The 16130-nt window shown below is 50.4% G+C and carries 15 protein-coding genes; 5 read left to right on the top strand and 10 right to left on the bottom strand.

From position 1 onward, the window contains the following. Positions 1-126: 126 nt before the first annotated feature. Positions 127-1188, top strand: a complete 1062-nt coding sequence (locus L6468_RS07760) for a transglutaminase-like domain-containing protein (protein WP_237792830.1) — start codon at positions 127-129, stop codon at positions 1186-1188. A 108-nt stretch (positions 1189-1296) separates the two neighbouring features. Here the strand turns inward: L6468_RS07760 and L6468_RS14700 are convergent, their stop codons facing one another. Then, the gene (locus tag L6468_RS14700) at positions 1297-1419 is read right to left on the bottom strand and encodes a hypothetical protein (protein ID WP_255779386.1); all 123 of its coding nucleotides are present in this window, start codon (positions 1417-1419) and stop codon (positions 1297-1299) included. A 95-nt stretch (positions 1420-1514) separates the two neighbouring features. Continuing rightward, on the bottom strand, positions 1515-1883 hold the full coding sequence (crcB, locus tag L6468_RS07755; RefSeq protein WP_237792829.1) for a fluoride efflux transporter CrcB: 369 nt from the start codon (positions 1881-1883) through the stop codon (positions 1515-1517). 87 nt (positions 1884-1970) lie between these two features. Here crcB and L6468_RS07750 point away from each other — a divergent pair, with 87 nt between their 5' ends. Together L6468_RS07750 and L6468_RS07745 are read left to right on the top strand one after the other, a co-directional pair. After that, the gene (locus tag L6468_RS07750) at positions 1971-2264 is read left to right on the top strand and encodes a hypothetical protein (protein ID WP_091819329.1); all 294 of its coding nucleotides are present in this window, start codon (positions 1971-1973) and stop codon (positions 2262-2264) included. 277 nt (positions 2265-2541) lie between these two features. Continuing rightward, the gene (locus tag L6468_RS07745; protein ID WP_431356683.1) at positions 2542-2964 is read left to right on the top strand and encodes an Hsp20/alpha crystallin family protein; all 423 of its coding nucleotides are present in this window, start codon (positions 2542-2544) and stop codon (positions 2962-2964) included. A gap of 122 nt (positions 2965-3086) precedes the next feature. On the opposite strand, the gene L6468_RS07740 is transcribed toward L6468_RS07745, so the two are convergent. After that, positions 3087-3431, bottom strand: a complete 345-nt coding sequence (locus L6468_RS07740) for a winged helix-turn-helix transcriptional regulator (RefSeq protein ID WP_027455668.1) — start codon at positions 3429-3431, stop codon at positions 3087-3089. Between the two features lie 219 nt (positions 3432-3650). Here L6468_RS07740 and L6468_RS07735 point away from each other — a divergent pair, with 219 nt between their 5' ends. Next, on the top strand, positions 3651-4106 hold the full coding sequence (locus tag L6468_RS07735; RefSeq protein WP_237792827.1) for a cupin domain-containing protein: 456 nt from the start codon (positions 3651-3653) through the stop codon (positions 4104-4106). After that, complete coding sequence (locus L6468_RS07730; protein ID WP_237792826.1) at positions 4100-4564, top strand: pyridoxamine 5'-phosphate oxidase family protein; 465 nt, start codon at positions 4100-4102, stop codon at positions 4562-4564. Before L6468_RS07735 ends, L6468_RS07730 begins: the two co-directional genes overlap by 7 nt. Before the next feature lie 91 nt (positions 4565-4655). Here the strand turns inward: L6468_RS07730 and dinB are convergent, their stop codons facing one another. The 7 genes from dinB to lon all read right to left on the bottom strand — a co-directional run bounded on the left by dinB (position 4656) and on the right by lon (position 16064). After that, the gene (dinB, locus tag L6468_RS07725; RefSeq protein WP_237792825.1) at positions 4656-5744 is read right to left on the bottom strand and encodes a DNA polymerase IV; all 1089 of its coding nucleotides are present in this window, start codon (positions 5742-5744) and stop codon (positions 4656-4658) included. Between the two features lie 70 nt (positions 5745-5814). Next, positions 5815-7428, bottom strand: coding sequence for an ABC-F family ATP-binding cassette domain-containing protein (locus L6468_RS07720; protein ID WP_237792824.1), 1614 nt, complete (start codon positions 7426-7428; stop codon positions 5815-5817). Beyond that, a complete protein-coding gene (locus L6468_RS07715; RefSeq protein ID WP_237792823.1) occupies positions 7425-10025 on the bottom strand; it encodes an ATP-dependent Clp protease ATP-binding subunit in 2601 nt (866 codons plus the stop codon). Before L6468_RS07715 ends, L6468_RS07720 begins: the two co-directional genes overlap by 4 nt. Continuing rightward, complete coding sequence (locus tag L6468_RS07710) at positions 10026-11315, bottom strand: DEAD/DEAH box helicase (RefSeq protein ID WP_237792822.1); 1290 nt, start codon at positions 11313-11315, stop codon at positions 10026-10028. It abuts the gene before it with no gap. Between the two features lie 20 nt (positions 11316-11335). Next, positions 11336-12445 (bottom strand): LptF/LptG family permease, encoded by a 1110-nt coding sequence (locus L6468_RS07705; RefSeq protein ID WP_091818618.1) that lies wholly within the window; start codon positions 12443-12445, stop codon positions 11336-11338. Continuing rightward, a complete protein-coding gene (gene tgt, locus L6468_RS07700; protein ID WP_091818619.1) occupies positions 12442-13584 on the bottom strand; it encodes a tRNA guanosine(34) transglycosylase Tgt in 1143 nt (380 codons plus the stop codon). The genes L6468_RS07705 and tgt overlap by 4 nt, the downstream gene beginning before the upstream one ends. Further along, positions 13581-16064 carry an endopeptidase La gene (lon, locus tag L6468_RS07695; protein ID WP_237792821.1) on the bottom strand — a complete coding sequence of 828 codons (2484 nt, stop codon included), beginning with the start codon at positions 16062-16064 and terminating at the stop codon, positions 13581-13583. The genes tgt and lon overlap by 4 nt, the downstream gene beginning before the upstream one ends. Positions 16065-16130: the final 66 nt, after the last annotated feature.

Below are 16130 nucleotides of genomic sequence, written 5' to 3'. Positions count from 1 at the left end.
TGATGTTTGAAGGCAGAATGCTGAGGGCTGAGGGAAAATGAAGTTGCTTCTAAAAAAATACAACAAGAATCATTGGAATTGATAGAAAAGTATTACTTTTGTAGCAGATTATATAATTTTTACCTTATGAAAGCAGTTTATTACGATTTTCGACAGTTATTTTGCGTCGTCATTCTTTCGCTAGTTTCATTGTCTGTCTATAGCCAGAGTGAGATTAGTTTTACGAACAAGGCTGTGTTCTCGAAAACAGGGAACATGAATGTCACAAGATTAATCACCTTGCTTCCTGCACCTGTTACAAATGAGTATCAGGAGATTAGTATGTTGGAATCAAACTGTGGTACGTTTATTGATGCTAACGCCACTAATAAGGTGTTGTTCTACGATGGCACTTTTGAAGGCAAAAGTTTTAGTGTTTATGAGTCATTCAAATACAAGACAAAAACGGTACAGATAGATTTCAATGATAAGTCGAAAAAGAATATATGTACTGATGTAGATCCGGATGAATATCTCGATAGTGATGGCTACTATATTGATCTTGATAACAATACCATCAAGCAAATTGGGGATCAATTGTGGGGTCAGTCCTCTGACATCCTGGACTATGCGAAGCGCTGTTATGAATATGTGGCCGAAAACTATAGCTATATCAATGGCAGCTGGCGTACACTTGCTGAAATCCTTCGGGCAGGAGGAGGTGAATGTGGAGACTTTTCGACATTGTTTGTCAATCTGATGAGATATAAGGGGATTCCCGCCCGTCATAATATGGGTGTATGGGTGAATGGTGGCTATCATGTGTGGCCAGACTTCTATCATGAAGATTATGGATGGATTCCTACAGACCCGACATTCAAGAATTCCAACCCTAATGGAGATTATTTTGGAAGATATGACGGAAATCTGATTATTCTAAGTCAGGGAATGACTCAATTTTCCAGGGCTGGTATTAATTTGTGGGATAAACCATTGCAGTCCTTCTATTACTGGTATTGGTACAATGAGGGCTCTGGAAACATTACTGCTGAACATAAAACAAGCAAAGACTATCAGGTTAATGAAATTGATAACGTGGAGATATGTGAAAGGAAAACGGAACCAGTCTATAATCTGATGGGGATAAGACAAAAAGGACTTAGCCGCGGTATAAATATAGTGAATGGTAAGAAAGTGCTTATGAAATAACTTCGTAAATTCAAAGGCTTGGGGACAAAAAAAGAGCCTTCACCGAAACTGCATGACAAACAGATGATTGCAGCGATGGTGAAGGCTCATTTTATATAATCGTTTTTTTTATTCGTACATCTTGGCTTTCTGCTCCTTGATGGCCTCGTCGTAGATATAGTCATCATAGCTCATGAGCTTGTCGATGGTGCCCATCTGACTCGGCCACCTGAATATGTCGGTTGGTGCCATATTCGGGTTTGGTCTTTGTGAGCTGCAGGAATAGTGTTGATTCACTATATTGCTCTGCATCAACTGAGTTTATGAGTTCACGGAGCGTCATACTGCTATCCACGAATGAGATGATTTGAGAGTACCATGCCGCTCCAGACTGCCATGATACCGACAATAACACTGGCTGCAACATAAAGAGCCATCTGCAGGGCATCACCTGCCTTTATCATGCCAAAGGATTCGCTGGCAAAAGTGCTGAATGTGGTGAAACCACCACAGAAACCAGTCACGAGCAGCAGTTTCATTTCAGGTGACAGCACTCCCTTGCTTACGAAGCCAACCAAAAGTCCTATCAGCAGGGAGCCAAGTATATTAACGGCGAAAGTACCCCAAGGGAATGAGGTATTCAAAGAAGATATCAGATATCTTAATACAGACCCGACGGCTCCACCTAATGCTACCAATAACAGATTTCTAATCATCTTTAATTGCAATTTTGCTGCAAAAGTACGAAAAATCGGGCAGAATTATGTATTTTTGCCCCAGCAAAACCGATTTTCAGTAAAGAAATGGCCTGGAAACTCAAATATCGCTGTAGCCAGTGTGGCTACGAAGCCGAGGTGTACGAAGGCAGAGGACTCTTCCGCCAAGAGATACGTGCCGTGTCGTGTCCCGACTGCAAGAGCATCCAGAACATTGTGGTGGGCGGTATCATTGCCGACGTGGCACCCTCGTACAGAAGCGAGGTCGGCAGGCTTTGTTTGCAATGCGGCAGCGAGCATATCCGACTATGGGACGGACATACTTGTCCCAAGTGCCAGGGCCGGATGGAGCAGACTGGAGAAAAGGAGTTCTGGACCTGAAGACTGACAGACTTTCCGTCCAAAGTTTAAGGGATTTTAAAGGAATGTCAGTCATGTTAAATTGAATTTAAGGAATTGTCAGCATCGTTTAATCGAGTTTAAAATCCTTGCCATCTTGACAAGATTACGAGCGCTTTTTTTCTTGGGCATGTACTTTGCTTATTTGTAGGTGTAAGCCGGAGCGAAAGGCCACGGGTAGGCGAGCTTGCTCGGGAATGAGCCGAGGCGATCAAGAACAAATAAGTTAAACTAAAAGTATAATTAGGAGGTATTGATTATGTTACCAGTAATGTTTCAGAACAGTTGGATGCCAACAGTATTTGAGGATTTCTTTAACAATGATTGGATGCCTCGTGCCAACAGTACAGCACCCGCAGTCAATGTCAAGGAGAGTGAAAAGGCCTACACCATGGAACTTGCAGCTCCAGGCATCAAGAAAGAATATTGCCGCGTAGGCGTCAATGACGAGGGCAACCTCACCATCGCTATTGAGAACAAACAGGAACACAAGCATGAGGACAGTCACCGCCACTACCTGCGCCGTGAGTTCAGCTATTCTAACTACGAGCAGAACTACACGCTGCCTGATGATGTGGTCCGCGACAAGATTTCTGCCAAGGTAGAGGACGGCATCCTGACCATCACCATGCCAAAGTCCGAGGCGAAGGAGAAAGTCACCAAGGCCATTGAGGTCTCGTAAACAGTTCGTCTTGTTAAATAGTAAAACCCTGACTTGCTTTGCAGGCCAGGGCTTTTGTCCTTATCTCGTCCTGCGTGCGCCAGATTGAGTTGTAGTCAGTCATAATACTCTATCTGTAACTTTTAATCTGTTACCACTTCATTGAAATGCTCCTTGCCCCAAGCTATCAGAGCCGTAAGTGCTGGCATCAGCGATTTGCCTGTCTCTGTCAGGGAATACTCCACTCGGGGTGGAACCTCCGGATAGACCTTACGATGAACGAGATGACTCTGCTCCAGATTCTTCAGCGTCTGCGAAAGCATCTTCTGAGAGCAGTCCGACATCAGACGACGGATCTCGTTAAAGCGCAATACACCAGTCTCGCTGGTGTGAAGCATGTAGAGCACCAGCATGGACCACTTGTCGCCGAAACGACTCACTACTTGCCTGATAGGACAGGCTAAATACTCAGCTTTGATATCTGCCATAATTCATGATTTTAATGCAAAAGTAACCAATAGTTACTGAATTACCAAATTATACTTAGTTAATCTAAGTTAACGCTACATTCACGGGAGTCCGATAACATCCTAATTCCTACTTTTTGGTAACTATGGTACCAAAAAGTGCCTTCTTGTGGAAGTGAAATTCTTGTCATACCTTTGCACTCGAAATCGAATAAATAACATTTTAAACGAATAAGAATTATGAAACAGATTGAAACAATTAAGAGTGGAAAGAATTTCAGCGCAGTAAGCGTAGGTAAGATGAGTGAGATTATCGAGCACGTGCTCCCCATGGGACCGAACGTAACCATTCAGGGCAAGGTGTTCGCAGGTCAGGCCGTAGGTGCTACAGGCAGCGAACTGAGTTTCCAGACACTCGTTCCTGGTCAGGACAGCGGTTTCCTGCACACCCACAAGACTCACGAGGAACTTTACATTATCCTGAAGGGTGAAGGCCAGTATCAGGTGGATGGTGAGATCTTCCCTGTCAGCGAGGGCACCATCATCCGCGTCGCTCCCGATGGCAAGCGTGCGCTGAAGAACACGGGCAGCGAGAACCTGACTATGCTCTGCATCCAGTACAAGGCCAATGCCTTCACCGAGGCTGACAGCCCCATGACCGATGGTGTCATCCTGCAGGAAGAACTGAAATGGTAAGCGAGATGTTCGACAAAGCTATTCAGTTTCTGAAAGACCACAAAGAGATTGCCCTTGCAACCAGCGAGGGCAATCTGCCAAAGTTACGCATCTTCCAGATTATGAAGCAGGAAGGGCATGTGCTTTACTTTGCTACTTCTGCCAAGAAAGCCGTTTGGCACGAGTTACGCCAGAATCCCAATGTTGAAATACTGGCCTATGAAGGTAATATCTCTGTTCGGTGTTCAGGGATGGTGAACTTTAATGTGGATGATGATGTAAAGCGGTGGATCTACGAGCATAACGATGTGCTTTCACGACTCTATACGAGCTATGACCAGATGGAATACTTTTGTCTGCCAATAGCAGAGATGGACTATTATGATTTATCTCCAACACCACCTGTATTTCAGCATTTTGACCTCATTGCAGGCGAGGTTGGACAAGGCTTCGTTGGTGAAAGATTCCAGAAAAAATGATTAGCTTAAGGCTATGAGGTTTGGACCTGACAAAAGTAAATCCCTGACTTGCTTAGCAGGCCAGGGATTCTTGTTAATATATGGAATGGCACTAAGCCTCTGGCCACGGTTCGAACTCTAGTTCAAGTTCCACCCAACGGGGATCCTCGTGAACAGTTGAAGACTTTTGGTTGGCTACTCCTAGTCCTAACAAACGGATGGGATGCGAATGAAATTCTACATCGCCCATCAGTTGTTTAGCCAATGGAAGAATATCTTCCTTTGTCCTGAGGATATAATCAACAGTTACGCTGCGTGTGATTTGCTGAAAGTCTTGGAATTTTACTTTGAGTGTCAAGGTATGCCCTTCAAAGTCAGCCTTCTCAATTCGGCGTACTAGCTCCAGGACTGTATGATACAGATGGATGGTGACAGCAGCATTGTCGAAGATATCCTTCTCAAAAGTCCGTTCACAGCTGACCGATTTGCGCTCCCATTCAGATATGACGGGGCGTGTATCAATGCCGTTGGCAAAATCGTGGAACACGCTGCCCATCTTACCAAATTCCTGATTCAAACGAGCAAGTGACACCTTTCTCAAGTCTGCTCCGGTAAAGATGCCCATGCGGTGCATCTTCTCAGCCGTCTTGTTGCCAACACCCCAAATCTTCTCCACCTTCAGTTGAGCGATGAAATCCAAAGCCCGGTCAGGATGGATAACTGTCAAGCCATCCGGTTTACGCCAGTCAGAGGCAATTTTTGCCAGGAACTTGCAGTAACTCACGCCAGCAGAGGCAGTCAGTCCTGTCGTCTCCAAAATGCGCTGCTTGATTTCCCTTGCTATCTCAACACCCAAATCAATTCCTTTCTTATTCTCCGTCACATCAAGGAATGCCTCGTCAAGCGAGATTGGTTCGATGAGATCCGTATAATCGTGAAATATTCCATGTAACTGCACCGACACCTCCTTATACCGCTGGAAATGCGGTTCCACGATGATGAGCTGCGGACAGAGTCTTTTGGCCACCTGTATGGACTGGGCAGAATGAACGCCGAAACGACGTGCCTCATAGCTTGCTGTTGAGACCACACCACGCTCTGCATCGTGGCCAACAGCTATTGGCTTGCCTTTCAGTTCTGGATTGTCACGCTGTTCTACAGCCGCAAAGAACTGGTCCATGTCCACATGAATAATCTTCATTGCTATAATAATAGCAGCTACAAACACTTTGGAATGTAGCTGCATTTGTATAGTGGATAGGGGAATAATATTATTCGTACATCTTGGCTTTCTGCTCCTTGATGGCCTCGTCGTAGATATAGTCATCATAGCTCATGAGCTTGTCGATGGTGCCCTTAGGCGTGAGCTCGATGATGCGGTCGGCCACGGTATTGATGAACTCGTGGTCGTGAGAGGCAAAGAGGATGTTGCCCTTGAACTGGATCAGGTTGTTGTTGAAGGCCTGAATAGACTCCAGGTCGAGGTGGTTGGTGGGGGTGTCGAGAATCAGACAGTTGGCATTCTTCAACTGCATGCGGGCAATCATACAACGCATCTTCTCACCACCGCTGAGCACGTTGACATGCTTCAGCACGTCCTCTTCCTTGAAGAGCATACGACCGAGGAACGACTTCATGGTGACTTCGTTGCCGGGTCCCCACTGGCTGAGCCAGTCGACGAGGTTCATCTCGCTCTGGAAGAAATCGGTATTGTCGAGGGGCAGGTAGGCGGTGGTGATGGTAACACCCCACTTATAGGTACCGGCCTGGGCCTCACGGTTGCCATTGATAATCTCGAAGAGGGCGGTCATAGCCTTGGGGTTGTGAGACAGGAACACGGTCTTCTGACCCTTCTCGATGGTGAAGTTCACGTTGTCGAAGAGGACGGTGCCATCGGCATCTACGGCCTTCAGTCCTTCTACCTCGAGAATCTGTGTACCAGGCTCGCGCTCCATCTGGAAGATGATGCCGGGATACTTACGTGTAGAGGGTGTAATCTCCTCAACATTAAGCTTTTCGAGCATCTTCTTTCGAGAAGTGGTTTGCTTTGATTTTGCCACGTTGGCAGAGAAACGACGGATGAATTCCTCGAGCTGCTTGCGCTTCTCCTCGGCCTTCATCTTCTGGTTCTGGGCCTGGCGCAGAGCCAGCTGACTGGACTCGTACCAGAAGGAGTAGTTACCAGAGAAGAGGGTCACCTTGCCGAAGTCGATATCTACGGTCTGGGTAGAGACGGCATCGAGGAAGTGACGGTCGTGAGAGACCACGAGCACACACTGCTCCAGGCCGCTGAGGTACTCCTCAAGCCACTGCACGGTGTCGAGGTCGAGGTCGTTGGTGGGCTCGTCGAGCAACAGGTTGTCGGGGTGGCCAAAGAGGGCCTTAGCCAGCATCACACGTACCTTCTCATTATTAGAGATATCTGACATTTGTGCATAGTGCATATCTTCCTTGATACCCAGGTTCTGAAGTAGTTGGGCTGCCTCGCTCTCGGCTTCCCAGCCGTTCATCTCGGCAAACGCCATCTCCAGTTCAGCTGCGCGCACGCCATCCTCCTCGCTCATTTCGGGCTTGGCATAGAGGGCCTCGCGCTCCTTCATATTCTCCCACAGTGGTTGATGTCCCATCAGCACCGTGTTCATCACAGAGAATTCATCGTATTTGAAGTGGTCCTGCTCAAGCACACTCATGCGCTCGCCAGGCAGCATCTCGATAGTACCCTTGTTGGGCTCCAGCTCTCCGCTGATAGCACGGAGCAGGGTAGACTTACCGGCACCGTTGGCACCGATGATGCCGTAGATGTTACCACTTGTAAACTTCAGGTTCACGTCCTTGTAGAGAACCTTCTTACCAAATTGAATCGCCAGATTGGTTACTGTAATCATTTCGTTTCTTTTCTACTAACTTTGTTTTTTAATACTTCAAATTTCAGTTCCTCTTTCTCAGGATGCTTGTCGATAGCGATGGTGTCGCCCTGGGAAATGGTGTCGGCAAGGATCAGTTCGCAGATACCGTCCTCGATATAGTTCTGGATGGCACGCTTCAGGGGACGTGCACCAAACTGCACGTCATAGCCCTTGGTGGCCACAAATTCCTTAGCGGCATCGCTGAGCTGAATCTGGTAGCCCATGTCGCCGATGCGCTTAAAGACACTTTTCAGTTCGACGTCGATGATACGCTTGATGGCGTCGAGGTCGAGCTGGTCGAAGGTGATGATCTCGTCGAGACGGTTGAGGAACTCGGGCGAGAACTGTTTTGAGAGGGCCTTCTGCACGATGCTGCGGGCGTGCTCGCGGTCTTTCTCGTTCATATTCAGACCAAAGGTGGAGGCGGTGAAGCCGATGCCGTTGCCAAACTCCTTGAGCTGGCGGGTGCCGGCATTGGAGGTCATGATAATCACCGTGTTGCGGAAGTCCACGAAACGGCCGTTGCCATCGGTCAGGCGTCCTTCGTCGAGCACCTGCAACAGGAGGTTGAACACGTTGCCGTGGGCCTTCTCAATCTCGTCGAGCAGCACGATAGAGTAGGGCTTGCGGCGCACGCGCTCGGTGAGCTGTCCGCCCTCCTCATAACCTACATAGCCCGGAGGCGCACCAATGAGGCGCGACACGTTGAAGGACTCGGTATATTCGCTCATGTCCACACGAATCAGGGCATCGGCAGAGCCAAACATCTGTTCTGCAAGTTTCTTGGCGAGGTAGGTCTTACCCACACCCGTAGGACCAAGGAACATGAAGGCGCCGATGGGATGGTTGGGGGCTTTCAGGCCCACACGGTTGCGCTGGATAGCCTTCACCATCTTGTCGATGGCATTATCCTGGGCAATGACGCACGACTTGAGCGTGGGTGCCATATTCTTCAGGCGCACACCCTCGTTCTCGGCCATACGCTGCACGGGGATGCCGGTCATCATCGATACCACGTCAGAGACCTCGGCTTCAGTTACCGTCTGACGTTTCTCGTTATTGTCCTCTGTCCAGGTTCTCTGCACCTCGGCCAACTGCTGTTCCAGTTGCACCTGGTTATCGCGATAGCTGGCTGCCAGTTCGTAGTTCTGATTGACCACAGCCTCGTGCTTCTTGTTTTTCACCTCGTCCAACTGCTTCTCGATAGCCTCGATTTCAGGTGGAATCTGCGCATTCTTTAAATGTACGCGCGCGCCAGTCTCGTCCATGGCGTCGATAGCCTTGTCGGGCTGGGCTCGGTCGGTGATATAACGCTCTGTCAAAGTGACACATGCGCGGATGGCATCATCGGTAAAGGTTACATGATGGTGCTCCTCGTAGCGGTCCTTGACATTATAGAGAATCTGCAGGGTCTGCTCCACATTGGTAGGTTCTACGAGCACCTTTTGGAAACGGCGCTCCAGGGCTCCGTCCTTCTCAATGCTGTTGCGGTACTCGTCGAGCGTGGTGGCACCAATACACTGGATAGTGCCGCGTGCCAGCGCAGGTTTCATGATATTGGCAGCATCCATACTGCCAGGCGTGCTGCCGGCACCGATGATGGTGTGGATCTCGTCGATGAAGACGATGATATTGGGGTTCTGTTCAATCTCCTTGAGCAGGGCACGGATACGCTCCTCAAACTGTCCGCGGTACTTGGTACCTGCCACGACGCCCGTCATGTCGAGGCTCACAATCCGCTTGTTGAAGAACATGGGTGAGCACTTGCGCTGGGCAATGAGCTGGGCCAGTCCCTCCACGATGGCACTCTTGCCCACACCGGGCTCGCCAATCAGGATGGGGTTATTCTTCTTGCGGCGACCCAGAATCTCCATCACGCGCTGTATCTCCTGTTCACGACCGACACATGGGTCGAGTTTGCCGTCGAGGGCAGCCTTCGTCAGGTCGGTAGAGAAATTATCAAGTACGGGAGTCTTTGATTTCTCCTTGGGCTTGTCGGTGGTGGTGTTGGAGGTTCGCTCATTCTTTTTGTACAGAGACTCTTCCTCGTCGTCCTCGGGCAGCATCAGGGCATCCTGGGGCTGGGGCGTCGGAGCAGGCTGTGACGCCTGTGGTGTCTGTGTCGGATTCTGGACATCCTTTGGCTTCAGGATATCCTGCACGTTGTCGTAGTTCATATTGTGCTCTTCCAACACCTTCCTGGCACCGTTGTTACCACGGTCGTGCAGGATAGCCAACAGCACGTGCTGCAGGTCTACAGACTCTACGTGCTGCAGGCGGGCCTCGAGAACGGCCAGCTTCAGGATGTTGGATGCGTTATCGTTGAGCTCCAGATTATCCGGGTTCTCAGGGTGAATGAATCCTTCACTCTGCTGCACATTCATCTCCAGGGAGAATTTGATGTCTTCTTTGTTGATATTCAGTCTTTTGAATACATCGCTCACAGGACCGTCGTTCTGTCGCATCATGCCCAGAAGGAGATGTTCCGGGGTCACGCTGGTGCTTGACAGGCGTGCGGCCTCTTCACGTGAAAAGGCGAGTATCTCTGAGACTTTTGGTGAAAATTGACTTGTCATTTACTTCCTTTCTTTCTGTTGGTTTGAAGGCTTTCCTGCAAATTGCGTGCCAGAGGAATGACCCTTATGGCCACCTCTATGGGGCTTGCGGGACTTATGGGAGCCGTGCGACTTCTTTGGCTTGTTGCTCTTGTAGGTCGCATAGTCGGGACCTTCGCCCAGTCCTTCGGGCAAGGGGAGCTTCTCGATATCCTTCTGCAGGAAATGCTCGATGGGCTTGAAGAAGCGGAAATCGGCATCGCTCACAAAGGTGATGGCCTCACCATCGCGGGCAGCACGTGCCGTACGACCGATGCGGTGTACGTAGTCCTCGCTGTCATGGGGCACGTCGTAGTTGATAACCATACCGATATCGTCGATATCAATGCCTCGTGCCACAATGTCGGTTGCCACCAGCACATCCACCTGTCCGGCCTTGAAGCGATACATCACGTCGTCGCGTTCCTGCTGGGTGAGGTCGGAGTGCATCGGGGCACAGTTGATCTTCATCTTCTGAAGGGTGCGGTTGATCTCCTTCACCTTTTCTTTCTTGCCACAGAAGATAATGACGCGCTTCAGGTCGCCCTTCTTGAAGATATCCTCGATGATACGCACCTTCTGGGGTTCGTAACAGATATAGGCCATCTGGTGGATCTTCTCGGCAGGACGGCTCACCTTGAGCTTCACCTCCACGGGATTCTTCAGCAGCGATACGGCCAGCTCGCGGATCTTGTCGGGCATGGTGGCCGAGAACATCACCTTCTGACAGGTGTCGGGCAACAGCTTGTTGATTTGCAGGATGTCCTCCATGAATCCCATGTCGAGCATACGGTCGGCCTCGTCTAATACAAAGAAGGATGTACGCGAGAGGTCGAGGTTGCCCACCTTCAGGTGACTGAGCAGGCGGCCGGGGGTAGCAATGACCACAGGGGCACCGCCACGCAGACTCTTAATCTCCTGGTCGAAACGCGAACCGTCGTTACCGCCATAGACGGCGATGCTGCTCACATTCTCCAGGTAGTAGGAAAAGCCCTCCATCGACTGGTCAATCTGCTGGGCCAGTTCGCGGGTGGGCGACATCACAATACAGTTGATGGCATCCTCGGGGAATCCGCCGTCGTCGAGCATGGAGAGAATAGGCAACAGATAGGCGGCTGTCTTACCAGTACCCGTCTGAGCTACGCCCAGCACGTCGTGACCATCAAGGATTTCGGGGATGCATCGCTCCTGAATGGGTGTCATCTCCTCGAAGTGCATGTCGTACAGCGCATCAAGGATATTATCGTTGAGATATGTTTCTTCAAATGTCATCTAATTGTCAATTTCAATTTTTAATCTGGTGCCAGTCGATAGCAGAAGTATGCTATGACGGCGAAAATCATATTGGGAATCCATGCTGCCAGGAGAGCAGGCATGCCGGCATTGATAGCAAAGGTGGCGCTGATGGTCTGCAAGAGGATATACGAGAACGACAGAGCCAGGCCGATGCCGAGAGAGAGTCCCATGCCGCCCTTGCGCTTGCGGGCAGAGAGGGAGGCACCTATCAAGGTGAGGATAAAGGATGCAAACGAGGTGGCTATGCGCTTGTGGTACTCCACCTCATACTGTATCACATTCTGCGAGCCGCGCTCCTGCTGCTTGGAGATATAGCGTTTCAGTTCGGGCGAGGTGAACGTCTCCTGCTGGTCGGTATTGAATATCAGGTCCATCGGCTCCATCATAATCATCGTGTCGATCTCCGTGCCCGTCTGAATCTTCTCGCGCAGTCCCTTCAGCGTACGAATCTTGTAGTTCAAGGCCTTCCAATGGTATCGGGAATCGGAGATGGTGTCATACTGAATCACGTTGGCCGTCATATGACTCACCAGTTTCTTGTCCTCGAAATGGTCGAGCGAGAAGCCATAGCCGCGGCGGGTGGTATTGTCGTATTGCTGCAGATAGGCAATCACATTGGGTGCCACCTGCAACTGCACATTACTGGCTGAGGTGACACGGCGCTTGTTCTTATACTGCGTCTCGAAATTCAGTCGCACCACGTTGCCATGGGGAATGACGTAGGCGCCCAGGTAGAAGTTGACGGCGGCAATAATAGCAGCAGAGAACATGTAGGGGCGCAACAAGCGCTTGAAACTGGCACCTGCCGAGAGCATGGCGATGATCTCGGAATTGCCGGCCAACTTTGACGTGAAGAAGATGACGGCAATAAAGACAAACAGGGGCGAGAAGAGGTTGGCAAAGTATGGCACGAAGTTGGCATAGTAGTCGAAAACGATAGCCGTCCAAGGTGCGTGATACGTGGCAAACTTGTTTAAGTTCTCGTTGAAGTCGAATACTATACTAATACTGATTATCAGTATGATAGAATAGATATAAGTACCTATGAACTTACTGATAATATAGCGATCCAGTCGCGGAAAGATACGTGCCAATAGATTCTTCATATTCTGCGACCTAAATCATTAATGACTGAACGTTTCCACTGGGTGAAGTCACCCTGCTCAATATGCTGACGGGCATCGGTAACCAGTCGGAGATAGAACGCCAGGTTATGGATACTGGCTATCTGCAGGGCCAGCAGTTCCTGAGCCTTGAAGAGGTGGTGCAGGTAGGCCTTGGTGTGCAGACGGTCGATGTCGCAACCGTCGGGATCGATAGGCGAGAAGTCCTGTTCCCACTTCTTGTTGCGCAGGTTCATCGTGCCCTGATAGGTGAAGAGCATGGCGTTACGGCCATTACGGGTAGGCATCACGCAGTCGAACATATCCACACCGCGCTCAATGGCTTCCAGGATATTCTGGGGTGTGCCCACGCCCATCAGATAGCGGGGACGGTCCTTGGGCAGGATCTCGTTGACCACCTCAATCATCTCGTACATCACCTCGGTAGGTTCGCCAACGGCCAGTCCGCCAATAGAGGCGCCACCACCATCGTTGAGCATACCCAGACGGTCGACCACATGTTTGGCGGCATCCTGTCTGAGGTCCTTATACTTACAGCCCTGAACGATGGGGAAGAGGGTCTGGCGATGACCATAGAGCGGTTCGGTCTCGTTGAAACGCTTGATACAACGGTCGAGCCAGCGCTGGGTCAGTCCCAGGGAGTTCTTGGCATACTGATAGTCGCTCTCGCCCGGAGGACACTCATCGAGCGCCATCATGATATCGGCACCGATGATACGCTCGGTATCCATCACATTCTCAGGGGTGAAGATATGCTTGGAACCGTCGATATGACTACGGAACTCGCATCCCTCCTCGCGCAACTTTCGGATACCGGTCAGGGAGAAGACCTGGAAACCACCCGAGTCGGTCAGGATAGGACGGTCCCATGTGTTGAACTTATGCAGGCCACCGGCCTTACGCAGGGTGTCGAGACCCGGGCGCAGATACAGGTGGTAGGTGTTGCCCAGGATGATCTGTGCCTTCACCTGTTCACGGAGTTCAGAGAAATGAACACCCTTCACGCTACCACAGGTACCAACGGGCATGAAGATTGGCGTCTTGATCTGTCCGTGGTCAGTGGTGATAATGCCTGCGCGGGCACTACTGTATGGGTCTGTATGTTGCAGTTCGAATGTCATTTGCTCTTGTCTTTATCTTTTTCCTCTTCAATCTCAAACTTCAGAGGGTTGTCCACAATCTCGTCGGAGAGTGCGAAATTCCACACGTCCTGTACGTTCTCTACATAGTGGAACTGTACGCCCTTCAGGTACATCTCAGGAATCTCGAGGATATCCTTCTCGTTCTCCTGGCACATCACGATATCGGTAATACCGGCACGCTTGGCGGCCAGGATCTTCTCCTTGATACCACCCACGGGGAGTACCTTGCCGCGAAGGGTTATCTCGCCGGTCATCGCCGTGTTCTTGCGGACCTTACGCTGGGTCAGCGCAGAGGCGATAGAGGTGGCGATGGTGATACCAGCCGAAGGACCATCCTTGGGCGTGGCACCCTCGGGCACGTGGATATGGATGTTCCAGTTATCAAAGATACGATAGTCGATACCCAGCTTGTCGGCATGGGCCTTGACATACTCGAGCGCCAGCACGGCCGACTCCTTCATCACGTCGCCCAGGTTACCAGTCAGCGTCAGCTTGGAACCCTTACCCTTTGAGAGCGAGGTCTCGATGAAGAGAATCTCGCCACCTACGCTGGTCCAGGCCAGTCCTGTGACCACACCGGCATACTCGTTGCCCTGGTAGATATCGCGGTAGAAGGGTGGTTTGCCCAACAGATCCTCCAATGACTCGGGGGTAATCTTCCAGTTCACGAGACTGTCTTCCACCTGACGTTTATAAGCCAGTTTGCGCATGGCTTTGTTGATCTGCTTCTCCAACTGGCGCACGCCGCTCTCGCGAGTGTACTGCTCGATGATCTTCTCGATGGTGGCCTTGCTGAACTTAGGTTTCTCCGACAGGGTCTTCAAACCGGTATTGTCCAGTTCACGGGGAATCAGATGGCGCTTGGCAATCTCAATCTTCTCCTCAGTGATATATCCGCTCACCTCGATAATCTCCATACGGTCGAGCAGTGGACGGGGAATCGTTGAGAGGTTGTTGGCGGTGGCGATGAACATCACCTTCGACAGGTCATAGTCCACATCCAGATAGTTATCATGGAAAGCCGTGTTCTGCTCGGGGTCGAGTACTTCGAGGAGGGCAGAAGAGGGGTCGCCATTGATGGTGTTCTGTGTCACCTTGTCGATCTCGTCGAGAATGAAGACGGGGTTGCTGGAACCGGCCTTCTGAATGCTCTTGATGATACGGCCGGGCATGGCACCGATATAGGTGCGACGGTGGCCACGGATCTCGGCCTCATCGTGCAGACCGCCCAGCGATACGCGCACATACTTGCGCTTCATGGCCTCGGCAATAGACTTTCCAAGAGAGGTCTTACCAACTCCCGGAGGGCCATAGAGACAGAGGATAGGACTCTTCAGGTCGCCACGCAGGGAGAGTACGGCCATATATTCCAGGATGCGCTCCTTCACCTTCTCCATGCCGTAGTGGTCGTGGTCCAGGATCTTCTGGGCACGCTGCAGGTTCAGGTCGTCCTTGGTATATTCACCCCAAGGCAGCGATACAAACGTCTGCAGATAGTTCAACTGCACGTTGAAATCAGGGCTCTGGGGCTGGAAGTTGTCCAGCTTGTCGGCCTCTTTGTAGAAAATGCGTGCTATCTCGTCAGGCCATTTCTTGTTCCTGGCCTTACGTAAAAGTTCTGCTTTCTCTGGCTGCTGCTGGTTGCCCATCTCGGCCTGCAGGTTCTTGATCTGCTGCTGGAGGAAGTAGTTTTTCTGCTGCTCGTCGATATCCTCGCGGGTTTTGTTGCGGATGTCGGTCTTCAACTTCTGCAGGTTGATCTCGCGGTTCAGGGCCTTCATGGCGCCAAAGAGGCGCTCCTTGACGGTCTCCACGCCAAGCAACTTGATTTTCTCCTGGATAGTGAAAGGCATATTGGCGCAGACGAAACTCAGCATCATCTCGTCGTTGTGGATGTTGCGGATGGCAAAAGTAGCCTCATCGCTCATCTCGTCAACCATCGAGATATATTCCTCGGCCATGCGGCGCAGGTCGTCAACGGCAGTCTTCCACTCGCGGTCGTGCTTGTCGGGATGCAGGTCTGGCATAGGGGTCACTTCTCCTTTGAGGAAAGGCTTCTCCTTGGTCAGTCTGTCCAGATGGAAACGGCTCTGGGCCTGCACGATGACGGTGGTGTTGCCACCAGGCAGGGTGAACTGCTTCACAATCTTTGCAGATACGCCATATTCATACAGGTCGTCATAGGTGGGCACCTCAATATCCGGATCACGCTGGCACACCACACCGATGACCTCGCCATTCTTCTCGGCCTGACGAGCCAGTTTCATGCTTGAAGCACGTCCAAGCAGGATGGGCCATACGACACCAGGGAATAAAACGATATTTCTAACGGGAAGTATAGGTAATTCCGAAGGCATTTCGGTGTTTATCATGTCTGTAAAATCACCTTCAATATCGGCTATCATCGAGATAGACTTATTGCTAAACTGATTGTCACTCATCTTAATTTTAAACTCCATAATTCGTTTGCAAAGGTACGAATTAAAATTGATATTTTAAGTAAGGATGGTGGATAATTAACAAAA

Source organism: Prevotella communis (assembly GCF_022024115.1).
GTDB classification, from domain to species: domain Bacteria; phylum Bacteroidota; class Bacteroidia; order Bacteroidales; family Bacteroidaceae; genus Prevotella; species Prevotella communis.
This window is presented reverse-complemented; position numbering and strand designations above follow the sequence as displayed.